We start from the raw sequence: 23,080 nt of genomic DNA, 5'->3' as shown, positions 1-23,080 counted from the left end.
ACAGGCGGACGCTGCAGTCTGTTTTTTTCCATGTAGCGTATTCTCCATCATGACCCTCTTTCCTGTTTTCGAACAACCGCGCCGGCAAAGCCATGTACGAAGCGGAAGGGATCGGGCGAAATATCCCCCCCCGTTTTGCTACTTGTATAAATCCTACTTCTTCATAGTATTTGTTTACATAATGCTAAATTCTGTATAAACCCCTATTTTACGGGATTTAATATTTTGAAATTTAATTCATTTATTCAAAATAATAGGCTATAATCGAACAAGATTATTTGAGGTTGTATTTTATGATAAAACGTTTACACAATGTGCTGTCGAACCTTGAGCTGAAATATCATATGCTCGACAGCGTCAATGAGGATTCCATTGTTCTGGTCGCGAAGTCGCTCGATGCTGAAGGTGTTATGGAAGTCATGTACATCAAAGAGCTGGCGGACAAGTACAGTCTGGTCACCAAATGGGACGGCTCTAACATCGAGATCAGGCGGTAACCTTCGCCCTTTTGCTGCTGCCATAGACAGTTGCGTTTCTGACAAGCCATGCGGCAGCCCTCTCTTCCTGCCTCTTCTCTCTAGGGAAGTCGCTTCTCCATTTTGTAGTCATCCATCACGAACCCCTTGCCGATCTCCTGGACAACCTCGCCGACGTTGACAAAACCGAGCTTTGCATAGGCTTTCAGGGCGAGGGTGTTGTTCCTGTTGACGGTCAGAACGATCTTCTGCAGCTTCTGTTCGGCGGCGAGCGTTGTCAGAAAAGCGAGGGCGGCTCTGCCGTACCCCCGGCCGCGACGGGCGGCTTTGACGTAGAACTTGCTCAAAAAGAGCTGCCCGCTCTCGGGCCTGACGGCCATGTAGCCGACCGCTTCGCCGTCGTCTTTCAGGAGGTAGTAGCGGTACCCTTCGCCGAGCTGCCGCAGCATGGCCGCCGCCGTCTGGAAGGTCTCGAGCATGTACTCCACCTGGGCCTGCCCGATGATGGGGGTGTAGTGCTCCTGCCAGATCTCTCTCGCCAGCGCCTCGACGCGCTGCATCTGCTGCGGGGTGTCTATCTTTTCTATGGTCACGGGGCCGCTCCTTTCGTACCATTATACTCTTCAAACTCTTGTTATCGAACAAAGCGAAACAGCAGGTGCGGCCGGCAGCACGCCTTGTTAAAAATATAACTTTAAATAATTAAACGTGCATGTAACCGATACTCCTGTTTTAGACTAATGGGTATAGACTTGTTTATTAGAGAAAAGAACAAGGAGGCGTGTCATGCAAGAAGAAACAAGACTCAAGTATCTGAAAATAGCCCTCAATGTGTTCGGGGTCATTTTCATCGCAGGCATCTACGTGATGATGATGTGGGTATGGCCCGACGGCTGGGGATGGACCCCGAGACAGCCCGAATACGAGCAGATGATCATGGGTATCTATGCCACGCTGGGGGTCTTTCTGATCCTCGCCGCGAAAGACCCCATGGCCAATGCAAGCCTGATCTGGTTCACGATCTGGTCGAGCATCGTCCACGGCGGCATCATGCTCGTTCAGGCTATTGTCGATGAGACGGAACGGGCAAACCTTCTGGGTGATATTCCGGCCCTCTTTCTTGTGGCCGCTGTCCTCTGGTACCTCATGCCCAAGAGCGCGCAGGAAAGGTAAACGGCTGCTGCGGCAAGGTGCCGGTTTCAGGCGCTCCTGAGGCTCTTTTTAGGCATGCGGGAGAGTCTGAAAAAGGTCTCGTCCGGCAGCTCGGCCATGATGTTCTCAAGGCGGTTCATCTGCCGCCTGAGCCGGTCGCAGAGCAGGACCATCTCGTCGTAATGCCGCCGGATCTTTGCCGTCTGCGCCTGAGGGATCTCTCTTTTCAGACCGATCAGACCCAGCAGGCCGCCGGCGCGTCTGCCGTAGTAGGCAGCATAGATCTCGCCGAAGTGTGCATGGAATTCGGTCATGGTCTCTTCGATGTCACGCAGGGAGTCACGGCAGCCGTCTGACGAAAAAAGCAGCGCTTCGCCGTAAAACCATCTTCCGAGGACCGTTTCGGTCAGTTCGGGAATGAAGTGGCTTTTGTCGATGTCGAGGCCGGAGCCCAGCAGCTTGAGAGAGTGGAGCTGCCGTACGTTGGAGGTCCTGGCCTGCTGCATGTTCCGGACGTAACGCTCCTTCACCATCGGCAGACTTTCTCTTTTGCAGTACAGTTCCAAGATCATAGCGTTTTGACGGAAAAACCGGGTGTTTTGTTGGTTAAATAATAGTCACAAAGTCAGTCCAGCTGCTCAGAAAAGAGCTCAAAGACCTCGCCGTCCCTGTCCTGCATGAGAGCGATGCGCTTGCCGAGCCGCGAGAAGGTCTCGACGATCTCCACCGGGTGCCCCCTCGAAAGTGTAGTCGCGATGCTTCGGCTCCTCCCGGACCCTTCTGCTGTAAATGCATTTTGCTGCGGTGTGTGCTGTTCGATAGATCTTCCATAGTGCAATGATGGCACATCGGCCGCGAAAGCGGTTGAATTATGTCAGGGTGGCATCCCGTTATTTTTGTTGGTTTGACCTCAGGGTGTCGATAAACTCTCTGGCGCTGTCACCCCGCCAATATTCCGCCAGACCTGTAAGGCCGTCGCTCAGGTAGCGCACGTCATACCCCTGGAGCTTGAGGAAGACCTGTGCGATGATGGCCCGGTCTTTATGAGGGCATGCGGTGACGATCGTCTTGCTTTTGTCGAGCTCATCCAGCCTTTTGGGAAGTTCGTTGAGAGGGATACTTAGCGCTGCGGGCATATTCCACGCTTCGTACTCCTCTTTGAAACGGATGTCGACCAACTGGGCGGTTCCCTCTTCAAGCATGACACTCAGCTCCACACTGTTTATCTTCATCGCCTTGCGCTCTTCGTAACCGAAGCCTGCCAGATAGGCGTTAAAACTTGTCGGTTTCTCCCCGGCAAAGAGCCCGAGGGCACAGAGAGATGCCAGAAGCAGTTTTTTCATGGGTCTTCCTTTTTGATGATGAGATTTTTGTTATAGCAGCGGCTATCTCCTGTGCAGATCAGCATATCAGCATATAACCCAGTGGTAAGACGGCAAGTGAAAGTGCCGAGAAAACTCTGGCCGGAAAACGCGCCCCTGCTGCTGCCATCGATACACGGTGCCAGATCAGCCATACCGTCCAGATCACCGCAATGTAGTCAAAAACGACAAAGTAGTGCAGCCACGGTGCATCGGAACGGGCCAGCGGTTCGATGAAGCTGAAAGGCAGTGCGAATGCCTCTATGAAACCGTTGACAACCGAGTGAAAATAGCGCGTAAAGAAAGAAGTGGCCGCATAGCCGAACGATGCGATAAGCGGCAACGGGGCATAGGCGTAGCCGACCTCCGCGAAAAGCGTCCAAAACGCTGTGTCAAGAATCTTCGATGCGGCAAAGAAGGCGGCAAATACGGTCATCAGCGTCACGCCGACGGAGAAGAGCAGGGTGGTGACGGCTTCGAAGTCTACAGCGCTGTCGGGAAATGCCAGAGAGAGTGCATGGCTTAACTGCACCCAGGGAAGCATCGGAGCGATCTGCGAACTGTTATAGAGCGTAATGACCTTTAGCGTCAGGGTCATAAAGGCAAAGAGAAGCAGATAGCTCCAGACATCGACCGCCCTTGCTCTTTTGATCGGTGACAGGAGGGAAAAGCCCGGTTTGTTGATTTTGAAACTGACCGCTTCGCAGGCCTGTGCGCAATCCATGCAGAGAATACAGTCTGCCATGGAGCTGTTCCTGTCGAAATTGAAAGGGGATTGGCCGAATTCGCAGGCTTTGGCGCATTCAAAGGTCTTGCAGCTGCTGCAGGCATCCTGGTAGGTACCCAGCCACATGAATGAGATACGCGAAAAGGCGTTTCGAATGGAGCTGACGGGGCAGATATAGGCGCAGTAGGACATGTCTTTAAAAAAATAGAAAAAGCCGAAAGCCATCAGTGCAAAAAAAGTGTAAAAAGCAGCAACGGCGATCGGTTGGGAGAAGACACCGGGAAAGGCAAAGAAGAGCCCCCAGTAGACGACCAGGACGACTCCGAGGCTGATGTAGGGGTTTCGAAGAAAACGCGGCATCGCAAGCGGCCTCTTTTTGACGTGCTTGAGTTTTTTCCCGACAAAAGAGAGCGGGCAGATAGAGCAGAAATAGGCCCCCAGCGTCGGCAGGGAGAGAAACATGAAAAACGGCCAGAAAAACGACCAGAACAAGGCCGTTGTAAAGTGGTTGTCCGACGGGTCGGGATAGATAAAAGCATACACCAAAGCGTATACGAAAAGCGCAAGTGCCGCAGAACGGACAATAAACAGCACAATAGGATTTTTGAAAAAGGTCTCCCCGATTTTGTACCGGAAAAGATCATCTTTATCACGTTGGTAGCTGTCCACCATGAAAAAAACCTTTTTACTGTTTTACTGCCGGACAAGTCCAAAAAGAGCCATCGATAGCATAGGAGGTATGACTATTATACCCACTTTAACAGACGCACCCACCCGGGCTTCACCTCTTTTTGCACCGGCACTCTGTAAAGATTCATACGGCCGTGCAAACGGTTCTATGACCGCCTGGTCAATTTACAAACAGTGATGTTTTGTAAAAAGGTTCCACGGGACCGGAGATCACAAAGCTTCCGACCGGGCCGGCAGCCATTTTGAAGCGCGGGTCAAGATGGGAGTTTTCATGATCCCAGACACTTTCCCAGGTTCCGTGCATAATATAATCTCTTTGATCGCCCTTGGGAAATGCATTGCGTAAGATCTCCGTCGTCACGGCACGTTTGTAGTAGCGGTTTTCGGCTGAGCCCGGCAGACCGTTCTCTTTGCGCTCTTGCGGCTGGTACGTTGTCTGGGCAGTTTCAAGCAATTGGGAGACTTTTGATTCGAACATCGTCAGTGAAGACTCCTTGATGGAAACATGGTTTTCCACGGTGATCAGGTCCGGCATCTTCTTCTCTGTACCGTTTTTGAGGAAGGTCTTGATCTCCTCTTCGCTCTTGTAGATCCTGTGCATATCGCCGGCAACAACTGTTTGAAAGACACCTTCATAATAGTCCATCTTGAGAGGAAGTTTCACCGCCCCTTTCGGGGTGGGCTTATAGGCATGAAAATGGCCGCCGGCTTTATCTCTAAACCACGCCTGAACGTTTGAAGCCTGCATGCCCGTATAGCTCTCGAACCTGAAAAAGAGGGCATAAAAATAGGGGAGCGTGCCTTCATTTGCACCATCTTCATAAGAAGAAGCCAGGATGCCTTTATAGTTTTCCGGGTAGTTCTTGACCATCGTTGAATCACCGATCATCTGTTTCATGGAAAAACTCAGCAGCCCTTTCTCTTTAAGTCTTGCCGCTTCCGTTTGGAGCAGGGTATGCAGTGCTTTGACTTCAGGTTTTGCTACGCGTATCTCATAATAGAGTGTGACCGCACCCGAGGGAGCCTGGAGCTTTTTTTCACTTGCCTGGAGTTCAGTGAGGGAGCCAAATCCTACGGCGGCCGTTACAGCTAAAAAATTTCTTCTATTCATTATCTTCCTTTTTATTCAGTGCAACCAAGAGTATCGGTGATATACCTGAAAGCCCCGCTTTTCAGCAACATGGTCACGTCAGGCGAACAATTCGAATTGGATTGTAGCAGATTCAGATCATTAAATCAACATATCTTGATATTATAAACAGATTTGACTACAATACCGCTATCCAAAACAGAAAAAGGAATAATTATGAAACGACTTCATATCCATATCGCCGTAGAAGAACTTGACAAAAGCCGGGCATTCTATACCGCTTTGTTCGGGATGGAGCCGACCAAGGTCAAAGAGGACTATCTGCAGTGGCTGGTCGATGACCCGGCCGTCAACTTTGCCATCTCGAAGGGCAAAGGCAAACGCGGTCTCAACCACCTTGGCCTGCAGTTCGACAGTGACGAGGCGGTCGCCGAGACTGAAGCACGTCTGGTCGCTGCGGGCATCGCGGGCGAGAAGCAGAGCGGCGCTCAGTGCTGTTACGCCGAGTCGAACAAGTACTGGGTCCAGGATCCCGAGGAGATTATCTGGGAAAACTACCATACCATGGAGCAGACCGAAGTGTTCGGCGGTGATTCGTTTACCGGGGGAACGGGCTGCTGCGAACCGACCTTTTCCAAAGATGGAAAATGGTCCGCGTCGGCGTGCTGCTGAGGCAGATTCAGCGTTAGCGCAGCAAAAAGGATTCCTTCCGTTCTCTGTATGACTTATAGACCAAGGATGTAAGCTATGCATAAAAAGAGAGTATTGGTTTTTTGCACGGGCAACAGCTACCGCTCTATCACGGCCGAAGCACTGACCAACGCCAAACTCGGCGAGTGTGTCGAAGCGTTCGGCTCCCGGTGTGGAAAGCTGGTTACCGCCAAACCCCTGTAATCGGTTACGGGAAAAATGCTGTATAATAAATTCAGATGCGTTATGTATAAGTTTTTTTGTTGCTGAAAAGCGTTTTTTAGTTCCGGAACAGGAAGGAGAAAAAGCAAAATGAAACGCCTGAAGGTATCTGTTTCTGTTTTCGAACTGATTCTTGTTCGCGTATTTGACAGGTTTTTTACCGAACTGACCGCCGATCCCTATCACGCCGACTTTTTGAAAGAGGCCGACTTTAAGCGGCTCAAGGAAGCGCAGCGTATTAATTTTATTGAATCCGTCGGTGACGACAAAGACGCCTTCTTCCTGCGCTACAAATCGCTCGGCAGGTTTCATTTTGAGAAGGGGCTTTCCTATGTGGAGTACTATGACGCTTTTAACATGCTGCGTACGCTCCTGACGGAAGAGGCGGAGGAGTCCGACGGCATCGGGGACGCCAAGATGATCCGCGAAGCGATCGAAACCTACATCAAGAAGGCGATCAACGCCAGTGCCGCGGGCTACCTCGAAGAAACGCTTGGGAACGACAGAATAACGCTACTGCGCCAGATCGGCCGGCAGTTCGACATTGTCGCCATTAAAGAGCATCTGCAGTGGGTCCTGGATGTGACCGACGATATCAGCCAGATGAACGCCCGTCCCTCCGTCAAGTTCGATGAGGAGAAATGCAATTGCGGCCGATGGCTTAACAGCAGCGAATTTGAAAAGTTCTTTGAAGACCCCCTGGTGCGCCAGGAGATCATGCAGAAGCACCACGATATCCATATGGTCACCCGAAACATCTACCGCTCCATTGAACGGGAGGATTACCACAAGATATTTATCGATTACATCAACATGGTGCGGCAGTCCATGTACCTGTACCAGGAGCTGAACTTCAACGTTACCCAGCAGTCCATGATCGAAGACGTCTCCAAAGACGCCTTGACGGGGCTGCTGAACCGCCGCTACCTTAACGAAGTGCTCAAAAGCGAAGTGCATCTGCACGCATTGAGCGGCGGGGCCTTTACGGTCGTCATGTTCGACCTGGACCATTTCAAGGCAGTCAACGATACCTGCGGCCACCAGGGGGGCGATGATGTCATCGTCACCTTTGCCGGGCTGCTGAAACGGCATCTGCGCAAAACCGACAACATTTTCCGCTACGGCGGGGAGGAGTTCCTGGTCATCCTGCCGGGGACGGCGGCGGAAGAAGCGTTCGCGGTCTGCGAAAAGATCCGCAGTGATTTTGAAAAACAGACGTGGAGCGGCTGTCTGGAAAATATGCCGATTACCGTCAGCATCGGCATCTCCCAATATACGGATGCACTCAAAGAAAACCCCCGGCGCGTCATCTTCGATGCCGACAAAAACCTCTACCGTGCCAAAGTACTCGGACGCAACCGGACGGTGAAGTGATGAACGTCACAGAAAAAACAACAAGCCTGTAAGGCGGGCCAGCGCCTCGACGCGCTGCATCTGCTGCCGGCTGTGTATGTTTTCTATTGTCATGGTGAAAGTATAGCGTTTACCGGCTGCGGCCGCCTCTTTTGTTACGCGGTGTCGCAGACGATACGGTTACGGCCGCTGCGCTTGGCGTCGTAGAGCGCTTTGTCCGCCTTGTTGAGAATGGCGGGAACGTCGCATAACGGGTCGGGGACCATGGTGGTGATGCCGATGCTGACCGTGAGCTTATCGGCAACGCTCGAAGCGGTATGCATGATGCGCAGGGCCTGGATGTCCTCAAGGATCCGTTCGGCGATATGCCGGGCTTCCTGGCATTCGGTGTTCGGCAGGATCACGGCGAACTCCTCGCCGCCGTAGCGTGCGACCATGTCCCGTTCGCTGCGGATGCTCTTCTTCAGGGTCTGGGCGACGGCGCTGAGGCAGCGGTCGCCTTCCACGTGGCCGTAGGTGTCGTTGTACTGTTTGAAGTAGTCGATATCGATGAAGAGCACGGAGAGCGCCCTGGTGCTTTGCAGGTGCGTCTTCCATTCGTCTGAGAGGAAACGGTCCATGGAACGGCGGTTGAACGTCTGGGTCAGCGGGTCGATCTCGGCTAGCCGGGTCAGCTGTTTGTTGGAGTGGGCCAGGCTGTCTGCCAGCTTTTCGTTTTCGAGCTGCAGCCTGAGGGTCTGGGTCAGCCGGTTGTAAAACCGGATGGAAGAGGTGTGCATCGCGGTGACGTAGATGAGGAAAAGCAGTGCCAGCCCGACCTGTCCCTCTTCGTGCTGCAACAGGGCGTACATCAAAAAGGCGATCAGGGGAAGGTAGAAGGCCGGGAAGGCCATGGAGACAGAGGCGTTGGTGTTGAACGACGCGCCGATGAGGCCGGTGAAGATGATGAACAGCATCACCTGGTAAAGCATCGGCCATTGCGGCTCGTAAAAGAGGGCGAAGGCACCCCAGGCAACTCCGGAAGCGAAGGTGCCGGCACTGTAGATCTTCTCCCATTTGTCTGCGTCGAAATCGTCGTCGGCAACACGCAAAAACCTCTCATTGATCAAAAGGCGCGTGAAAAGGACGAGCACAACGACCGCGAGCCACATCAGCAGGGCGGTGTGGTCTGCGACGTTCCAGAAGAGCATCGCGGAAACAACGGCGATGAAAATACCCATTAGCTGGATCATGCTCCCCTGCTGATAGAGCAGACGGACCTGTTCGTTTTTAATCTCAGTCGAAGGCTTTTCCGGAAAAAGTATGGACATGCGGCTCCCACTTAATGGTCTATTATCTATTCTAGCACAATGTGGGGATGTAGCGGTTTAGTCCGCCGTCCGACCGACTTTCCGTGACGCTGTGACGGTGCACCGGTCGGGAAGGCAGGGGGTTGTTGCAGGGCATCGGTAGCGAAGCCGTCGGCCGAAAAGTCGGCTAACAGCACTCCAGTTCACAGCGCCTGAGCGCGTTCAGCCCGGCTTCGTCTTCGGCATCTTCGAAGAGCTCTTCGAGGTAGAAGACGTTGGAGCAGACAAGGTAGAGCAGGGCCTCTTTCTCGTCGGCTTTGGGGTCTCTGTCGTAGTAGGCCTGCGGGATCGTCGGGACGATCTTCTTCCAGTACATGTTGACGTGCCCGGCATCTTCGAGCACCGCTAAAAGCCGGTCGATGGCCAGGCAGGCGTTTTCAAAACAGTCGATGTTCTCAAACGAGACATACCGCTCGTCTATGCGTATTTCATTGGTTCCCATTACAGTCCTTGGCGTAGTATTAAAATACTATGCAATTATGGTACTACTGTTTTTTCGGGGTCGCTGCAGTCGGTCAAAGCAAAGCGCTGAAGCTTCATTGTGCGCTCAGGCGCTCAAAAGTCTCTTTTCGGGCATACGGGCGAGTTTGGAAAACGTCTCATCCGGCATCTTCTTTAAAATCGCCTCCAGGCGGTGCATGAGCTCTCTGAGCCGATCGGACAGCGCGACCATCGCGTCATAGTGGCGCTGCGCCGACGCCGTCTGTGCGGGCGCGGGTTTTCTTTTTATGCCCAGCAGCCCCAGCAGCCCGCCGGCGCGTCTGCCGTAGTAGATGGCATATATCTCGCTGAAGTGGCCGTGGAATCGAAGCATGGTCTCTTCGATGTCGTTAAGGCAGGGACGGCTGTTCTCCGACGAAAAAAGCACCGCTTCGCCGTAAAACCATTTGCCGAAGACCGTTTCGGCCAGTTCGGGGGTGAAGTGGCTTTTGTCGATGTCGAGGCCGGAGACGAGCAGTTTAAGCGAGTGGAGCTGCCGCATGTTGGAGGTTTTGGCCTGCTGCATGTTCCAAACGTAGCGCTCTTTTACCATTGACAGACTCCCCTCTTTGCATTGCAGTTCACCGATTATAGCGTCTGGGCGGGGCGGGGAGGGTGCTGTTCTTGGTTAAATAATAGTCACAGAAAGGGGTCAGTCCAGCTGTTCAAAGAAGACTTCGAACACCTCGCCCTCCCTGTCCTCGATGACGGCGATGCGCTTGCCGCCCCGCGAGAAGGTCTCGACGATGGCCACGGGGTGCCCCTCGAACAGGTAATCGTGCCCCTGCGCCTCCTCCCGGTCTCTTCTGTTCTGCTGTGATTGTATTTTGCTGCGGTGTGCGCTATTCGATAGATTTTCCATGACAGAATGATGGCACATCGGTCGGGAAGGCGGGTGAATTATGGCAGGGTGTCAATGATTTGAAAAGTTGGCGAGAATTTTTGGAGGACCAAGGGTTAGTCGAAGCGGAGATTCAACTCCCGGGGTGTAATTTTGGCTGCTCGCTGGTCTCCGCCTAACAGGCCGGAAACTAGTGGGCGGCTGCGGCTTCCTGCTCGGCGATCTTTTTACGGACCATCTCCATGTCGAGCGCCTTCGCCTTTTCGACGATCTCCGTCAACCTCTCCTGGAACAGGACCCCCTCCTGCACAAGCACAACGATCTCCTCTTTCATTACAATGGTCGTCGGGATGGAACGGATCTGAAACTCTGAGGCTATTGCGGGTTCATTATCGGTGTTGACTTTCGCAAATGTAACGCCGGGGGTGTTCTCCGCCACTCTTTCAAATATGGGTCCGTACTGCTTGCAGGGCCCGCACCACTGAGCCCAAAAATCCATAATAATAATTTCGTTCTCCGCAATGGTTTTTTCAAAGTTCTCTTCTGTCAATTTCATTAATGCCATGTTTTATCCTTGTCTGTTTACTGGCGCAATGCATATTGGGTTCGAGGTGGGTTTGAGGAGAAGGTGAGCTTCGAACTTGGGTGTGGTGAAAAGTGGAGATTCAACCACTAGGGTGGACTTTCTTCTGTTCTGTTGCGATTGCATTTTGCTGCGATGCTCGCTGTTCGATAGATTTTCCATGAGGTACTGATGGCACATCGATTGGGAAAGTGGGTGAATTATGGCAAAGCAGCCTGTAAAAGGTAGGTAAAAGTTTATGTTTGAATTAATGCTTCAACATTAGATTGAATTATTGAATAAATTTCATTTTTTAATTCAAGATTTTTTTGGATACTGATTTGAGGCATCCATTGTTGTACTAGGTTTATAATTTCTTGTTTACTATTGTAATACATATTTATAAGAATTGAACCATCAGAGTTTTCTATGACAAAATCAAAATTTTCCTTCTGTAAAAGCCCTTCTCTTTTGAAAAAATTGGCACTATATGGCATTAGTTTTAATGTCACAAATCTATCTTTCTCGTAAAGTCCATAGGCATTACCCGTTTGTTCTATCCTGAATCTATCATCTTTGACGTATTCATAGGGAGTTATTGCTCCCATCCCATTAAATCCCAATGATCTATGTTGGCCAACATCTTTTATATTTTTTTCATCGTATGAACAATATAGATAATATGTTAAGCCTGTTGATATGATTGTGTGAGGTCTGATAAATTTTATTTCTTTTGGTTTAGAATTACCAGAATATTCAATTTCAAGAATACAATTGTGATTTGTTGCAATATCACATAAAATGATTCTATGAGCTAAGTCTGATAGAGTCGAAGTATCAATCATTAAAACATCGCTTGTATCTAAACTGATTGATTTCCCTATTTCAATAAAGTCATTTTTTATTACATTGTTTCCAATACTGTTTTGAAATAATTTAAAAAATGATTCATAAGAAATATATTGTGGTAACAAATTCTTAAACCGATAAGCACTTAATTTTCTATCATAAATAATGTCATTTTTATAATTACTAATCGTATTTTCTATTGTCTTAGTACTTACTTCGAAGAGTTCTGCAAAATATTCTTTTGAACGAGGGCTTTTATAAAGTTCTTGATAGATCTTTTTAATTCTTTCATCCATAAGTATCCTTGCTTGCAAAGTGGAAGAATATTAGCATTTATATTCTTTTAATAGTATTTAATTACATTTTGCTAAATATATTGCAATTAAAATACAATAATAGCACATATATTTTCTATTTATAATATATATATCATATAATATATTATAAATAGAAGAAATATTGACATTTTCTTCTATTTGCAGTATGATACAGCTAACCAGAGTTTACTTTGGCCAAAATTCAAAACAGGAGTTACGATTGAGTAACCACGAAAATAATCGGGATACAATCCCCGGACAGGAAAAAGAGTTTTCTATCATCATTAATGGTGTAGAACATGACTTTAATGAGAAAGGAATCTCATATGAAAACGTTGTTCAACTTGCTGATATACCTTCAGTTGGATCAAACAGTATGGTAACGGTAGCTTATGAGCGAGGGGAAAATGGTAAAAGTGGCAGTTTAATAGCCGGCGATGAAGTAAAAGTAAAAGAGGGGATGTTTTTTCATGTTGAATTTACAAATCGATCATAGTTCGGATCTAAAACGGCTAAGAGACGAAGGTTATACTGTTTATATAAAAAATGGTGTATTGGTTATGGAAGATATTCCGTATGTAAACAGTAAACGAGAGGTTGCTATCGGAACCTTGATATCTAAACTAAATCTTTCTGGCGGGAAAGCAGTTTATGCTCAAGATCACGTAGCACATTTCATCGGTGAGGTACCGTGCCATAAAGATGGTAGAGAAATGAGTGAAATTCTTCATAGTAGAGCTATAGAAAATCACGGAAGCGATATCATATCACAAATGAGTTTCTCTAGCAAGCCGCAAGGCAACTACAGGGACTACTATCATAAGATGGTAGCATATGTTGCAATGATTTCTTCTCCTGCTCAATCAGTAGACCCGACAGTAACTCCAAAAAAATATAAAGTGATTCAGGAAATAGAGCAAGATTCAATGTTTGAGTATCCTGACGCTAATGCAAGTCGTGCATCGATCTTACATATTGCCGATAAACTCAAACCTTATAAAATTGGTATTATCGGTTTAGGTGGTACAGGGTCTTATATTTTGGATTTTGTTGCTAAGACACCAGTGTCTGAAATACATTTGTTTGATGGGGATGAGTTCTTTTCACACAATACGTTTCGTGCGCCAGGTGCACCTTGTATTGAAGAGCTTAATGCCGGTATGAAAAAGGTTGATTATCTCGAAAAAATATATTCTAAAATGCATCGAGGTATTACTACTCATCCAGTTTTTATGGATGAAGAGAATCTTCCTATGCTTGATGAAATAGATTTTGTTTTTGTTGCTGTGGATGAAGGTAGTATCAAAAAAGTTATTTTTGCATATCTCGATGATAAAGATATTGAATATGTTGATGTTGGAATGGGTGTCAGTATTAAAGGGGATAAGCTTTCCGGGATGTTGCGTACCACATCTTTTGTCACGCCTAATAGTAAGCGGCTCCAAGCCACTATTAACTATAGCAACGCGGAAGAAGACATCTACAGTAGTAATATACAAATTGCTGAATTAAATGCGCTTAATGCATCACTTGCAGTCTTAGCATGGAAGCAGTCGGCAGGATTTTATCAGACACTCATAGATGTTGAGCAAACAATGTTTACACTGTCTACAATGAGTTTGATTAAGACAGAAGATGCAGCATAAGTTTGTAACCACTATCCCTCACGAATTACAAGAGGGAGTCTTATATATTTCAGTCGAGTATAAGACTGCGTCACATCTTTGTGCTTGTGGTTGTGGTAGTAAAGTTGTCACATCAATTACGCCAACAGGTTGGACGCTCTCTTATAATGGAGAGAGTGTTTCACTGAACCCTTCAATTGGAAGTTGGAGTTTACCATGCCGATCACACTACTGGATTAAGAACGGACAAGTCCTTTGGGCGGGGTCGTGGACAAACGAACAGATAGATGCTGTTAAACGTAAAGACATGTTGGATAAAGCTAAATATTTTAATAACAAAATAGATTTTGCAGAGTTTCAAAGTCATAGTCCAAAATTTATAATAAAAATTTGGTCAAAAATAAAAAGCTTATTTTCTTAAAAGATAAAACTTTACAGTTAGGAAAGGAATAAATAAAATGGCAACAACAAACAAAAAAATAACTAGTGCTAAGACGGCAACAAAGGCTTCTAAAACACTAGCGAGTAAAAGCACTGGCTCGAAGTCAAAAACTGCTGCAGCAAGTGCTTTGTCTCAAGCAAAAGCTCCGAAAAAACAAACTTCTACAAAGGCTGCAAGCGCGGCATCAAAGGTTCTTCAGGATGGTAGAACCAGTAAACAATCGAAGTCTGCAGCTGGAAGTGCATTAGCTCAAGCAAAAAAGAAAAGTAAGTAAATACAACATGGTGTAATAAGTTACTTCGCTTGTCACTGATTTTAAGAGACATTTCCATTTTTCGCCTTCTCGCACATCTATTAAACAATATAGCAATATAGGGGTCAGGTGATACTTATACTAACGTAAGGCAAAATTCAAAATAGTAGGGCAGGTTACCAATATTAATTTTTATCTCTACTTTTACTAACTTTTTACCAACTGAAAACCCTGTTTTTCCCAGTTTTTTTGGCAAGGCAGAGCGCTTTGTTACCTTGTTCGAAGAGGGTGTCGAAGGTGTCGTTGGGGTTTTTTGCGGCGCTATCGCCGAAGAGATCAGGCTAAGTGGGGACAGGCTGTTTTTGACGGGGTCTTGACAGTCCCTTTACCTGTTCTCACTGTTGCCATCTTTTACGTTATAGGGAGGGTGACGTCTAGTTATAGCCTATGATCGGGTCGTCTTCTTTGGCTTCCCAGTTGTCTGAAACGAATTTCCAGTTTATGAGTTTCCACCAGTTCTTCAGGTACGCCGCACGTGCATTGCGCTGGTCGATGTAGTAGGCGTGTTCCCAGACATCGCACACCAGCAGCGGTCTGAGCCCGTCTTTCACAGGTGTTTCTGCATTGGCATATTTTTTGATCGCGAGGCTGCCGTTTTGGTTGACCAGCCAGACCCAGCCTGAACCGAAGAGGCTCATGGCCGCGTTCAGGAAGGCCTCATTAAAGTCCTCCATGGAACCGTGGTCATGCTCTATCTTATCCATCAGCACCGTGGACGGCGACGTCTTTTCCGTTGTCAGGCCGTACCAGTAAAAATCATGGTTGAACACCTGCGCGGCATTATTGAACGTCGGCCCTTTGGATTTGCGAATAATCTCAAGCAGCGGTGCGTTTTCATATTTGCCGCCTGCAATCAACTCGTTGAGTTTGTTCACATACCCCTGATGGTGCTTTCCGTAGTGGTATGAAATGGTCTCCGCAGAGATCATAGGCTCCAGTGCCGCCTCTTCGAAAGGCAGTTTCATCAATTCAAATGCCATGTTTTTACTCCTTAATAGCGTCATTTTTTTATTTGTTTGCATAAGCTAACTTAATATGCAAGAACGAATCTCATCGTAGGTCCAACAGGGGGATTGCGCAAAGATCAAACAACAGATGAAGGCGAGCGCCTGCTCTCATAAGACCAACAAGAAAAAAGAGGAAGGTGTGCGGAATGCCAAAGCCGGCCTCGGCTTTGTAGCAATTGACCTGTTACGCGATGATTTGGTTCTTGCCGGAAATAAGGGGTCAGGTCTTCAATCTTCAATTTCAAGCAAGGAAAAGAGGAAAAGGTATAAGGTGCTAACTATAACGCATGCGTGACTACGACAGATAACAAAACCTTTACGTAAAATTTATACTCATAGATTATACTGGTCAAAAAAAGAAGGATTTGCTATGCGTCGTCTGTTCCTGACCGCTCTGTTCCCTCTCTCCCTGCTGGCTATCTCCCTGCCCGAAAAAGCGCTCTACCTCGAAGGCGGCAGCGACAAGGGCGTCATCTTGGCGCACGGCAAGGGGATGCACCCCGACTTCAAGGTCGTCAAGCCCCTGCGGCTCTCACTGCACGAAGACCTGGACTACCACACCCTCTCTTTGCAGATGCCGGTAAACCATAAAGCGTACGAAGACTATGAAGTGGAGCAGCCGCGGGTTGACGCCATGATCGACCGGGCGGTCGCGTACCTGCAGGAGAAAGGGGTCAAGACGATCTACCTTGTGGGCCACTCGCTGGGGGCGGGGATGACGAGCAGCTATCTGGTCTCTCATCCCGAGGCGCCCGTTGCGGGCTACATCGCCGTGGGGTGCCGCGGCAACAAGAGCACGCTGATCTCATGCAACGACAACATGCCGAAGATCAGGGTCAGGGTTCTGGACGTCTGGGGCAGGGCGAACAAAGAGGACGAAGGCTACGCGCAGACGCGCAAGCAACTCGTCGGGCCTCAATACAGACAGTACGGCATCGAGGGGGCGAACCACGTCCTTGATGGCGCCACGGAGTTTTTTGTCGATGAGGTGGAAACGTGGCTGGAAGAGGACGGGCAGGAGTAGAGGGGAAATGGTGTTGTTCACTGCCGTGAAGGTTTTATGGGCACCGGAACTGTGCTAAACTCCCGTACACTGCAATTTTATATTGCAAACATGACAGCAATGACATTGCGACAAAGGAGCAGACAGTGGCGTATTTCATTACAAAGCTCATCATTACGTCCATACTGATCGTGCTGATCTCTGAGATAAGCAAGCGTTACAGTCTGGCGGGAGCGCTCCTGGCAGCTATCCCTCTGGTCTCGATTCTTGCGATGACCTGGATGTATATCGATACAGGGAGTCCGGGCAGTGCGGTTCAATTTTCAGAGAAGATCGTATGGCTGATAGCCCCGTCTATGACACTCTTTTTGGTGTTTCCTCTCCTGATCAGGAAGGGAATGGGGTTTTATCCGAGCATGTTCATTGCGACGGCGATGACAATTGCGGCCTATTACAGTGTCATCTTTATTGTCGGAAAGTTCGGTGTTAAACTGTAGGCACAATTCAATGACACAAGGCTGCTTTTTCTACAGCAGACACTCACTTGCAAAAGGTCATGGCGTTAACCGGCAAAAACCATGAAAGAGTAATAAAGCAGCACTAAATCGTATCAAGGCATAGAAAGCACAAGTATTGAATTTCAGAAGAGCCCGGCTTTGTAGCAATTGACCTGTTACGCGATGATCCGGTTCTTGCCGGAGTCTTTTGCCGCGTAGAGGTTCCGGTCGATCTCTTTGAAAAAGAGTTCAAACGATTTCTGCCCCTGATGGTTGTACTCGTTGATGCCGATGCTTAGCGAAGAGTAAAAAGGTTTATGCCCTTCGGCCGTGAAATTGTAACCGGTAAATTCGTCCTTGATCTTCTCGCAGACATGTCTGGCATCATGCACCCTGGCATTTTTCAGAAGGATGGCGATCTCGTCGCCGCCGATGCGGAACCCCATGTCTGAGATCCGCGTATGTTTGCGGATGATCTTGCCGAGGGTCTCGAGCACGTTGTCGCCGACGAAGTGGCCGTATTTGTCATTGATGCCCTTGAAATCGTCCAGGTCGATGAAGGCGACGCTGAAACAGTACTCCGGGTCGCGCTGGACCAGCGCCATCTCTTTGACCACCATCGTTTCAAACAGGTCCTTTCTGAACAGCAGGGTCAGCTTGTCGAGCTTCATGTCGTCAATGACCTTGTTCGCGTACTCGATGGTCATCGCGTTGTTCATGATGAGGGCAAGTTTGTAGATGTTGAGCAAAGAGGTGTAGAGCGGCAAAATCTCCGTGTACTCCTGCCTTTTCAGAAAATAGAAGAGGTTCTGGGTGTCGTAGAGGATGCGCTGTTCCATCTCCTGAAAGAAGACCCTTTTGTCTTCGGGGATGAACTGGAGCTCTTTTTTCCAGATCTCGAAATAGTGCTTCGTCTCCTCGCTCCAGTCCCCGTCGTTCTTGATCGCATTGAGCATCCCCTTGAGCCAGTTGATCTTGTTCAGCGTGACCTTGTTCGGCAGATAGGTCTGGTCGATCGTATCGATGTTCTCGCCGAAAAGATCGATGTCCTGGCTGTCCTCTTCGAGCATCTTGTTGAGGTACCCTTTGGCGGTAAACGCCTGTATCATTTTGAAATACTCGTAGATCTCGCTGATAAGCTCTTTGGAGGCATTCGCCTGATAAGAGGTGATAATAAAGTGCTCCTGCAGGATTTCGCTTCCTTTGATGAAGTCGATATAGGGGATCTTCAAAAGGTAGTGGTACTCGCCGAGGCGGACGTAGGTGTCACGCATCTCCTCGCGGGACATCTTGAGCGAAGCGACAAAGTAGCTTTTCTGTTTCCCTATCAGCGCTTTGATCTGTTCTTCGTTCTCGAAAAAGATGGAGAGCCGACTGTCTTTAAGCATGGTGTTGTAGAAAGTTTTGAATGCGTCATCCACCCATGGCATGATCGTGTGCAGATTTTCAAATTGGGGCATTGTGTCTCCGATATTTGTTAGGATTTCTATAAAGATATACCTCCTTTTAATAATAATACCATGTTTTCATAGAGTAATTGAATTCGGCCGGTAACTGGGGACGGAAACGCCTTGATGTCCGCGCCGTTGAAGCCGACGCTGTTCAGCTGTGCCGAAAACGGTAGGTCAGAGGTAGTTTTTCGTCAGGAAATCCACCATTTTACGGTTGACAAGCCCGGCTTTCTCCATGTGCAGGCCGTGCCCCGTCTGCGGAACGATCTCGATCTTTGCATGGGGCAACGCCTCGGCGGCTGCCGCGGCAAAGGCTGACGGGTCTTTGTAGAGGATCGGTTTGCCCCCGGCCATGATGAGGAGCGGCATACGCACCGTCTCAAGTTCATTTCGCCTGAAAATCCGGTGCTGCGGGATGTCAAACATCCCGACAGAACCGTGTTCGATAACGTCCACCATATGCTCCAGCCAGATATCCGACGCCGGCGTACGGAACCCGCCTCCCATCCAGTCAAAGAAACGGCGGTATTTTCTGCGGTTGGGGAAGAAGACAAAATTCCAAAACCCCTTCCAGACAATCCCGCCGTCCATCTTGATGAAGCTCTCGGAAGGGTCCAGCATGATAACGGCCGCAATGCGTTTCGGCATTTCCCGGGCCAGCGCCAGTGCCAGCCAGCCGCCGTAGGAGAGCCCGGCTACCGCTGTCTGCCTGTGGCCTAAGTGCCGCATGATCTGTTCAAACCAGGCCGCATAATCCTCCACCTGCGCCACCTTTTTCCCCGAAGGTTCGCTCTTGCCGCCGTAGGTGATATGATCCAGGCAGTAGATTCGGCAGTGTTTGGCCAGCTCCCCTGCATTGGCATACCACATGGTCGCATCGGCAAAGAGCCCCGGCAGCAGATACAGCGGCTTCTTTCCTTCTGCTCCGGAGATGACGACGTGGGTCTTTCCGTACTCCGTCTCCACCCAGATCTCTTCATAGGGCACCGGCCAAAGCGTCATGACCCTGTCGTAACTCGCGTATGCCGCTTCTTTGGCCGCCTGGTTTTTATAGAGTCCCATTATCTGCCTCTTACTGCTCTTCAACCGAACAGCGCATCGGAAAACCCTCTTTGCGGGCCTGCTGCCTCACAATGGAGGCTTTGGTCTCCGCGATCTCATAGCTGTAGACACCGCACAGCCCTTTTCCCTTGGTATGGATATCGTGCGTAATAGCGTCTGCCTCCTGGACGGTTTTGTGAAATACGGTGCTGATGATACGGATACAGAACTCCCATGTCGTAAAGTCGTCATTGAGCATAAATACGGCAAATTTTTTAGGTTCGCCTGTAAGAAGTTCCGTCTGATTTTCAAGTTGTATTGCCATGAAGTTAGTCTAGCATATTTATCGAATACAAGGGTTACATACCGATCTGTTTCAGGCAATATCTCTTCATCGGCAGAGAGCCGTATACCGTTGCGCATAGCGCTGAACAAGAGGAGCAGGAAGAGCAGGGTGGTACTGCCGGTCTGCGATTTGCAGCGTCCGAAATCACCGAATTTACGATTGTTCTATGGAATCATTTGATATAGTGCGTTCATGTTTAACAATATTATTCTTTCTGCACTATTACACCCGGTCCATGCGAGTCCGGGGATCGAGAAAACGAGGGTCACGTTTTTAAACCTTTTGCTGCTCTTTGCGATCCTTATCCTCGGGTTCGACCTCTACAACAGCGTGACCTATGAATTTATGCTGATGGCCTATGCGGAGACACTCGCGCTGCTCGTTTTGATCACGACCTACCTGCTGTCGCGGCGCAACCTGCCATTCATGGCCGCCTCCTATCTGCTGGTCGGGACGGTGGCTTTCATGGCGGTGTTTGCGTTGACGGTCGAGGGTTACGGCAAGGAGTCCGCACTCTTCTGGACCGCTTCGCTGCCTATCTACGTCTTTCTGCTGCTGGGAACCTGCCACGGGTTGAGGGTGAGCGCGCTCATTCTGGCGGGCATCGTCTGGAGTACGGCCAATGCCTACTATCTGTGGATAGCGCCTATTTTCGAATTTGATGTGCTGATCCAGATGGCGCTGGGCTACACCGCCATTACCTTGTCGGTCTACTATTTTGAAAAGATGCGCAGCGGTTACGAAGTCGAGCTCTCAAAAGCGCTGGAGGAGCGCGAGGCGCTCTATGAGGAGCTCAACGGACAAAAAGATCAGATCGAAACGTCCAACCGCGAACTGGCCCAGAAGATCGATGAGGTCAAAGAGCAGGAGAACATGCTCATCGCCCAGTCGCGGCTTGCGGCCATGGGCGAAATGATGAGTATGATCGCGCACCAATGGCGTCAACCCCTCTCTACCATGAGCCTGATGATCGCCAACTACAACGTCAAGGCGATGATCGGCGACAGACCGAAAGACGAGCGCGACAAAATACTCGAGGAGGTCTCCGTGACCCTGCAGTATCTTTCCGAGACCGTGGAGGATTTCCAGACCTATTTCAAACCGACGAACACGACCGAAAGCAGCTCGATCCGCGCCATACTCGAGCGTGCCGCCGAATTTACCAAGACGCGCCTGCAGTTCAACAACATCACCCTGCTCAATAACTGCACAGACGGGTATATGATCCATACGCATAGCAACGAGATGGTCCAGGTCGTGATCAACATCATCAACAACGCCGTCGACGCGATCGTGCAGAACGGATCGCAGCAGAGAGAAATCCGTATCGACACCGAAGAGAGACCGGAGCATATCATCCTCCGCATAAGCGACACCGGCGGCGGCATCGACGAAGCGATCATCGACAGGATCTTCGAGCCCTATTACAGTACGAAATCCAAAAACGGAACGGGGCTGGGGCTATATATGGCGAAGATGATCGTCGCCAAGCACAACAACGGAGAGATCGACGCGGCAAACAACGGCGGCGGATGTACGTTTACGCTGAAGCTGCCGAAGATATAGGAAGCCGCCCCTCTCATTTTCAATATGAATACCGGATCGGCGGACTTACAGCGCCTTAGATGTCAAAGAAACAAATAAAACACCTCCGTTATTACTGAGAGGTGCCTTCTCGCACAGAACTTGCACAGTCATTTCTAACGAAGAAAGTATGCGGATGAGCTGCTTCACCACCACCTAAGGAAAGACCTATGGTAAACCGCGCAAAGATCAAAGAACTGATGAACGAGAGCGCCTGCTCTCACAGCAAAGACAAGAAGCCGGGGGCCGGGTGCGATATGCCCAAACCCGGGATGGCGGCGGGGGGCTGCGCCTTTGACGGGGCGCAGATCTCGCTTTTCCCGTATGCCGACGCCGTGCACCTGGTGCACGGGCCGCAGACCTGTCTGGGGGCCTCCTGGGAGACCCGCGAGACGCTCAGCTCCTACGAGGGGCGCGACCATACGGTGATGGGCTTCACGACCGGGATCACGACAAACGACGTCATTTTCGGCGGCGACAAACGTCTTGAAGACTCCATCGACTACATTATGGAACACTACAAGCCCGAGGCGATCTTCGTCTACTCCACCTGTGTCACGGCGATGGTGGGCGACGACATCGACATGACCTGCAAGCTCGGCAGCGAAAAACACGGCGTGCCGGTCGTCCCGGTCCATGCGCCGGGCTTCGTCGGCGGCAAGAACCTCGGGTCGCGTCTGGCGGGCGAGGCGGTGCTGGAGCATCTTATCGGTACGAAGGAGCCGGAGAAGACGACACCCTACGACATCAACCTCATAGGCGACTACAACGTCACGGGCGACATGTGGCAGTACCTGCCCATCTTCGAGAGGATCGGCATCCGCGTGCTCAGTTCGATGAGCGGCGACGGGCGTGTCGGTGACATCCGCGGCGCCCACCGTGCCAAGCTCAACGTCATCGTCTGCGCCAAGTCGCTGGTGACCCTGACGCGCAAGATGCAGGAGCGTTACGGCATCCCCTGGATCTCGGTCTCCTTCTACGGCAAGCGCGACACCACCTTCGCCATCCGCGAGATCGTCAAGGCGCTCGGCGACCCTGAACTCATCGCCAGGGCCGAAGCGGTGATCGCCGAAGAGGAGGCGAAGCTCGAAGCCGACCTCATGCCGTACCGAACACTGTTCGCGGGCAAGAAGGCGGTGCTCAACACCGGCGGCAACAAGGCGTGGTCCATCGCCTCGGGGCTGCAGGACCTCGGTATCGAGGTGGTGGCGACCTCCATCCGCAAGTCGACCGAAGACGACATCGAGAAGGCGCGTGACTACCTCGGTCCTAACGGGGTGCTGATGAAAGCGCCGGCCTCCGAGCAGTCCAAGGTCATCGACGAGCGCGGCGCCCACATCCTGCTTGCGGGCGGGCGCAGCCTCTACACCGCGATCAAGAAGAAGATCTCCTTTATCGACGTCAACCAGGAGAAGAAGGTGAGCTACGGCGGCTACAACGGGCTGCTCAACCTCGCCGAAGATCTCAAATACGCCTTCGCGAACCCGGTCTTCGCCAATGTCTCCAAAAAGGCGCCGTGGGAAGCATAAGCGCTTCCCCTTACAAAGGGTCTCTCTGAAATCCTATGCTGTCCTAATAGGGTTTCACAGAGACTCTTTTTTTCTACATGTAG

Annotated in this window: 29 protein-coding genes and 1 pseudogene; 14 read left to right on the top strand and 16 right to left on the bottom strand. The window is 50.0% G+C overall.

Annotated features, from left to right (window positions below):
• The first annotated feature begins 293 nt into the window (after positions 1–293).
• Positions 294–497: a hypothetical protein gene (locus WCY20_RS13265; protein ID WP_345975819.1), complete on the top strand. Its 204-nt coding sequence runs from the start codon at positions 294–296 to the stop codon at positions 495–497.
• Positions 498–577: 80 nt separating this feature from the next.
• Here WCY20_RS13265 and WCY20_RS13260 read toward each other — a convergent pair whose 3' ends face one another.
• Positions 578–1,069 carry a GNAT family N-acetyltransferase gene (locus WCY20_RS13260; RefSeq protein ID WP_345975818.1) on the bottom strand — a complete coding sequence of 164 codons (492 nt, stop codon included), beginning with the start codon at positions 1,067–1,069 and terminating at the stop codon, positions 578–580.
• Between the two features lie 193 nt (positions 1,070–1,262).
• Between WCY20_RS13260 and WCY20_RS13255 the strand changes: the two genes are divergently transcribed.
• Positions 1,263–1,649 carry a DUF6632 domain-containing protein gene (locus WCY20_RS13255; RefSeq protein ID WP_345975817.1) on the top strand — a complete coding sequence of 129 codons (387 nt, stop codon included), beginning with the start codon at positions 1,263–1,265 and terminating at the stop codon, positions 1,647–1,649.
• Between the two features lie 26 nt (positions 1,650–1,675).
• Here the strand turns inward: WCY20_RS13255 and WCY20_RS13250 are convergent, their stop codons facing one another.
• The 5 genes from WCY20_RS13250 to WCY20_RS13230 all read right to left on the bottom strand — a co-directional run bounded on the left by WCY20_RS13250 (position 1,676) and on the right by WCY20_RS13230 (position 5,517).
• Positions 1,676–2,161, bottom strand: a complete 486-nt coding sequence (locus WCY20_RS13250; RefSeq protein ID WP_345975815.1) for a hypothetical protein — start codon at positions 2,159–2,161, stop codon at positions 1,676–1,678.
• A 92-nt stretch (positions 2,162–2,253) separates the two neighbouring features.
• Positions 2,254–2,466, bottom strand: coding sequence for a hypothetical protein (locus WCY20_RS13245; protein ID WP_345975813.1), 213 nt, complete (start codon positions 2,464–2,466; stop codon positions 2,254–2,256).
• A 52-nt stretch (positions 2,467–2,518) separates the two neighbouring features.
• Positions 2,519–2,971: a rhodanese-like domain-containing protein gene (locus tag WCY20_RS13240; RefSeq protein WP_345975812.1), complete on the bottom strand. Its 453-nt coding sequence runs from the start codon at positions 2,969–2,971 to the stop codon at positions 2,519–2,521.
• 58 nt (positions 2,972–3,029) lie between these two features.
• The gene (locus WCY20_RS13235) at positions 3,030–4,388 is read right to left on the bottom strand and encodes a hypothetical protein (protein ID WP_345975810.1); all 1,359 of its coding nucleotides are present in this window, start codon (positions 4,386–4,388) and stop codon (positions 3,030–3,032) included.
• A 178-nt stretch (positions 4,389–4,566) separates the two neighbouring features.
• Entirely contained in the window at positions 4,567–5,517 is a 951-nt protein-coding gene (locus WCY20_RS13230) for a hypothetical protein (RefSeq protein WP_345975809.1), read from the bottom strand.
• Positions 5,518–5,712: 195 nt separating this feature from the next.
• Between WCY20_RS13230 and WCY20_RS13225 the strand changes: the two genes are divergently transcribed.
• From WCY20_RS13225 to WCY20_RS13215, 3 genes and pseudogenes are all read left to right on the top strand, one after another.
• Complete coding sequence (locus WCY20_RS13225; RefSeq protein ID WP_345975808.1) at positions 5,713–6,168, top strand: ArsI/CadI family heavy metal resistance metalloenzyme; 456 nt, start codon at positions 5,713–5,715, stop codon at positions 6,166–6,168.
• 75 nt (positions 6,169–6,243) lie between these two features.
• Positions 6,244–6,345: pseudogene (locus WCY20_RS13220) on the top strand (arsenate reductase ArsC); the annotation flags it as partial.
• Positions 6,346–6,498: 153 nt separating this feature from the next.
• Positions 6,499–7,782, top strand: coding sequence for a diguanylate cyclase (locus WCY20_RS13215; protein ID WP_345975807.1), 1,284 nt, complete (start codon positions 6,499–6,501; stop codon positions 7,780–7,782).
• A gap of 134 nt (positions 7,783–7,916) precedes the next feature.
• On the opposite strand, the gene WCY20_RS13210 is transcribed toward WCY20_RS13215, so the two are convergent.
• From WCY20_RS13210 to WCY20_RS13185, 6 genes are all read right to left on the bottom strand, one after another.
• Positions 7,917–9,071: a diguanylate cyclase gene (locus WCY20_RS13210; RefSeq protein WP_345975806.1), complete on the bottom strand. Its 1,155-nt coding sequence runs from the start codon at positions 9,069–9,071 to the stop codon at positions 7,917–7,919.
• Positions 9,072–9,237: 166 nt separating this feature from the next.
• Positions 9,238–9,552, bottom strand: coding sequence for a N(2)-fixation sustaining protein CowN (gene cowN / locus WCY20_RS13205; protein ID WP_345975804.1), 315 nt, complete (start codon positions 9,550–9,552; stop codon positions 9,238–9,240).
• A 105-nt stretch (positions 9,553–9,657) separates the two neighbouring features.
• On the bottom strand, positions 9,658–10,143 hold the full coding sequence (locus WCY20_RS13200; RefSeq protein WP_345975802.1) for a hypothetical protein: 486 nt from the start codon (positions 10,141–10,143) through the stop codon (positions 9,658–9,660).
• 99 nt (positions 10,144–10,242) lie between these two features.
• Complete coding sequence (locus tag WCY20_RS13195) at positions 10,243–10,452, bottom strand: hypothetical protein (RefSeq protein WP_345975800.1); 210 nt, start codon at positions 10,450–10,452, stop codon at positions 10,243–10,245.
• Positions 10,453–10,621: 169 nt separating this feature from the next.
• On the bottom strand, positions 10,622–10,996 hold the full coding sequence (gene trxA / locus WCY20_RS13190; protein WP_345975798.1) for a thioredoxin: 375 nt from the start codon (positions 10,994–10,996) through the stop codon (positions 10,622–10,624).
• 254 nt (positions 10,997–11,250) lie between these two features.
• Positions 11,251–12,138, bottom strand: coding sequence for a WYL domain-containing protein (locus WCY20_RS13185; protein WP_345975797.1), 888 nt, complete (start codon positions 12,136–12,138; stop codon positions 11,251–11,253).
• 241 nt (positions 12,139–12,379) lie between these two features.
• Here WCY20_RS13185 and WCY20_RS13180 point away from each other — a divergent pair, with 241 nt between their 5' ends.
• The 4 genes from WCY20_RS13180 to WCY20_RS13165 are packed head-to-tail and all read left to right on the top strand — an operon-like array spanning position 12,380 to position 14,500.
• Complete coding sequence (locus WCY20_RS13180; protein ID WP_345975796.1) at positions 12,380–12,655, top strand: multiubiquitin domain-containing protein; 276 nt, start codon at positions 12,380–12,382, stop codon at positions 12,653–12,655.
• On the top strand, positions 12,630–13,805 hold the full coding sequence (locus WCY20_RS13175; RefSeq protein ID WP_345975794.1) for a ThiF family adenylyltransferase: 1,176 nt from the start codon (positions 12,630–12,632) through the stop codon (positions 13,803–13,805). Before WCY20_RS13180 ends, WCY20_RS13175 begins: the two co-directional genes overlap by 26 nt.
• Positions 13,795–14,205 carry a DUF6527 family protein gene (locus WCY20_RS13170; protein ID WP_345975793.1) on the top strand — a complete coding sequence of 137 codons (411 nt, stop codon included), beginning with the start codon at positions 13,795–13,797 and terminating at the stop codon, positions 14,203–14,205. Before WCY20_RS13175 ends, WCY20_RS13170 begins: the two co-directional genes overlap by 11 nt.
• Before the next feature lie 37 nt (positions 14,206–14,242).
• Positions 14,243–14,500: a hypothetical protein gene (locus WCY20_RS13165; protein ID WP_345975791.1), complete on the top strand. Its 258-nt coding sequence runs from the start codon at positions 14,243–14,245 to the stop codon at positions 14,498–14,500.
• A 413-nt stretch (positions 14,501–14,913) separates the two neighbouring features.
• On the opposite strand, the gene WCY20_RS13160 is transcribed toward WCY20_RS13165, so the two are convergent.
• Complete coding sequence (locus WCY20_RS13160; protein ID WP_345975789.1) at positions 14,914–15,519, bottom strand: superoxide dismutase; 606 nt, start codon at positions 15,517–15,519, stop codon at positions 14,914–14,916.
• 115 nt (positions 15,520–15,634) lie between these two features.
• On the opposite strand from WCY20_RS13160, the gene WCY20_RS13155 reads away from it, so the two are divergent.
• The 3 genes from WCY20_RS13155 to WCY20_RS13145 all read left to right on the top strand — a co-directional run bounded on the left by WCY20_RS13155 (position 15,635) and on the right by WCY20_RS13145 (position 17,046).
• On the top strand, positions 15,635–15,841 hold the full coding sequence (locus WCY20_RS13155; RefSeq protein WP_345975787.1) for a hypothetical protein: 207 nt from the start codon (positions 15,635–15,637) through the stop codon (positions 15,839–15,841).
• Between the two features lie 75 nt (positions 15,842–15,916).
• A complete protein-coding gene (locus WCY20_RS13150; protein WP_345975785.1) occupies positions 15,917–16,570 on the top strand; it encodes a DUF3530 family protein in 654 nt (217 codons plus the stop codon).
• Positions 16,571–16,695: 125 nt separating this feature from the next.
• Positions 16,696–17,046, top strand: a complete 351-nt coding sequence (locus WCY20_RS13145; RefSeq protein WP_345975783.1) for a DUF3147 family protein — start codon at positions 16,696–16,698, stop codon at positions 17,044–17,046.
• Positions 17,047–17,222: 176 nt separating this feature from the next.
• Here WCY20_RS13145 and WCY20_RS13140 read toward each other — a convergent pair whose 3' ends face one another.
• The 3 genes from WCY20_RS13140 to WCY20_RS13130 all read right to left on the bottom strand — a co-directional run bounded on the left by WCY20_RS13140 (position 17,223) and on the right by WCY20_RS13130 (position 19,863).
• Positions 17,223–18,506: a GGDEF domain-containing protein gene (locus tag WCY20_RS13140; RefSeq protein ID WP_345975782.1), complete on the bottom strand. Its 1,284-nt coding sequence runs from the start codon at positions 18,504–18,506 to the stop codon at positions 17,223–17,225.
• Positions 18,507–18,671: 165 nt separating this feature from the next.
• Positions 18,672–19,559, bottom strand: a complete 888-nt coding sequence (locus WCY20_RS13135; RefSeq protein WP_345975781.1) for an alpha/beta hydrolase — start codon at positions 19,557–19,559, stop codon at positions 18,672–18,674.
• Positions 19,560–19,569: 10 nt separating this feature from the next.
• Positions 19,570–19,863, bottom strand: coding sequence for an ATP-dependent Clp protease adaptor ClpS (locus tag WCY20_RS13130; RefSeq protein WP_345975780.1), 294 nt, complete (start codon positions 19,861–19,863; stop codon positions 19,570–19,572).
• Between the two features lie 213 nt (positions 19,864–20,076).
• On the opposite strand from WCY20_RS13130, the gene WCY20_RS13125 reads away from it, so the two are divergent.
• Positions 20,077–21,450, top strand: coding sequence for a HAMP domain-containing sensor histidine kinase (locus tag WCY20_RS13125; RefSeq protein WP_345975779.1), 1,374 nt, complete (start codon positions 20,077–20,079; stop codon positions 21,448–21,450).
• A gap of 188 nt (positions 21,451–21,638) precedes the next feature.
• Positions 21,639–22,997 (top strand): nitrogenase iron-molybdenum cofactor biosynthesis protein NifE, encoded by a 1,359-nt coding sequence (gene nifE / locus WCY20_RS13120; RefSeq protein ID WP_345975777.1) that lies wholly within the window; start codon positions 21,639–21,641, stop codon positions 22,995–22,997.
• Positions 22,998–23,080: the final 83 nt, after the last annotated feature.

Origin of the sequence: Sulfurimonas sp. HSL3-7 (assembly GCF_039645985.1) — a bacterium.
Taxonomy (GTDB): domain Bacteria; phylum Campylobacterota; class Campylobacteria; order Campylobacterales; family Sulfurimonadaceae; genus Sulfonitrofixus; species Sulfonitrofixus jiaomeiensis.
Note: the sequence above shows the minus strand (reverse complement) of the source record. Positions and strands in the feature narration are given on the sequence as shown.

Excerpts from the sequence above, each read along its gene's own strand:
- WCY20_RS13230 (WP_345975809.1), bottom strand. The coding sequence starts at position 5,517 with ATGAATAGAAGAAATTTTTTAGCTGTAACGGCCGCCGTAGGATTTGGC.
- WCY20_RS13235 (WP_345975810.1), bottom strand. The coding sequence starts at position 4,388 with ATGGTGGACAGCTACCAACGTGATAAAGATGATCTTTTCCGGTACAAA.
- WCY20_RS13150 (WP_345975785.1), top strand. The coding sequence starts at position 15,917 with ATGCGTCGTCTGTTCCTGACCGCTCTGTTCCCTCTCTCCCTGCTGGCT.
- WCY20_RS13130 (WP_345975780.1), bottom strand. The coding sequence starts at position 19,863 with ATGGCAATACAACTTGAAAATCAGACGGAACTTCTTACAGGCGAACCT.
- WCY20_RS13185 (WP_345975797.1), bottom strand. The coding sequence starts at position 12,138 with ATGGATGAAAGAATTAAAAAGATCTATCAAGAACTTTATAAAAGCCCT.
- WCY20_RS13175 (WP_345975794.1), top strand. The coding sequence starts at position 12,630 with ATGTTGAATTTACAAATCGATCATAGTTCGGATCTAAAACGGCTAAGA.
- WCY20_RS13200 (WP_345975802.1), bottom strand. The coding sequence starts at position 10,143 with ATGGTAAAAGAGCGCTACGTTTGGAACATGCAGCAGGCCAAAACCTCC.
- WCY20_RS13125 (WP_345975779.1), top strand. The coding sequence starts at position 20,077 with ATGTTTAACAATATTATTCTTTCTGCACTATTACACCCGGTCCATGCG.
- WCY20_RS13255 (WP_345975817.1), top strand. The coding sequence starts at position 1,263 with ATGCAAGAAGAAACAAGACTCAAGTATCTGAAAATAGCCCTCAATGTG.
- nifE (WP_345975777.1), top strand. The coding sequence starts at position 21,639 with ATGGTAAACCGCGCAAAGATCAAAGAACTGATGAACGAGAGCGCCTGC.
- WCY20_RS13265 (WP_345975819.1), top strand. The coding sequence starts at position 294 with ATGATAAAACGTTTACACAATGTGCTGTCGAACCTTGAGCTGAAATAT.
- WCY20_RS13135 (WP_345975781.1), bottom strand. The coding sequence starts at position 19,559 with ATGGGACTCTATAAAAACCAGGCGGCCAAAGAAGCGGCATACGCGAGT.
- WCY20_RS13140 (WP_345975782.1), bottom strand. The coding sequence starts at position 18,506 with ATGCCCCAATTTGAAAATCTGCACACGATCATGCCATGGGTGGATGAC.
- WCY20_RS13170 (WP_345975793.1), top strand. The coding sequence starts at position 13,795 with ATGCAGCATAAGTTTGTAACCACTATCCCTCACGAATTACAAGAGGGA.
- WCY20_RS13165 (WP_345975791.1), top strand. The coding sequence starts at position 14,243 with ATGGCAACAACAAACAAAAAAATAACTAGTGCTAAGACGGCAACAAAG.
- WCY20_RS13155 (WP_345975787.1), top strand. The coding sequence starts at position 15,635 with ATGAAGGCGAGCGCCTGCTCTCATAAGACCAACAAGAAAAAAGAGGAA.
- trxA (WP_345975798.1), bottom strand. The coding sequence starts at position 10,996 with ATGGCATTAATGAAATTGACAGAAGAGAACTTTGAAAAAACCATTGCG.
- WCY20_RS13240 (WP_345975812.1), bottom strand. The coding sequence starts at position 2,971 with ATGAAAAAACTGCTTCTGGCATCTCTCTGTGCCCTCGGGCTCTTTGCC.
- WCY20_RS13195 (WP_345975800.1), bottom strand. The coding sequence starts at position 10,452 with ATGGAAAATCTATCGAATAGCGCACACCGCAGCAAAATACAATCACAG.
- WCY20_RS13215 (WP_345975807.1), top strand. The coding sequence starts at position 6,499 with ATGAAACGCCTGAAGGTATCTGTTTCTGTTTTCGAACTGATTCTTGTT.
- WCY20_RS13225 (WP_345975808.1), top strand. The coding sequence starts at position 5,713 with ATGAAACGACTTCATATCCATATCGCCGTAGAAGAACTTGACAAAAGC.
- WCY20_RS13160 (WP_345975789.1), bottom strand. The coding sequence starts at position 15,519 with ATGGCATTTGAATTGATGAAACTGCCTTTCGAAGAGGCGGCACTGGAG.
- cowN (WP_345975804.1), bottom strand. The coding sequence starts at position 9,552 with ATGGGAACCAATGAAATACGCATAGACGAGCGGTATGTCTCGTTTGAG.
- WCY20_RS13210 (WP_345975806.1), bottom strand. The coding sequence starts at position 9,071 with ATGTCCATACTTTTTCCGGAAAAGCCTTCGACTGAGATTAAAAACGAA.
- WCY20_RS13250 (WP_345975815.1), bottom strand. The coding sequence starts at position 2,161 with ATGGTGAAGGAGCGTTACGTCCGGAACATGCAGCAGGCCAGGACCTCC.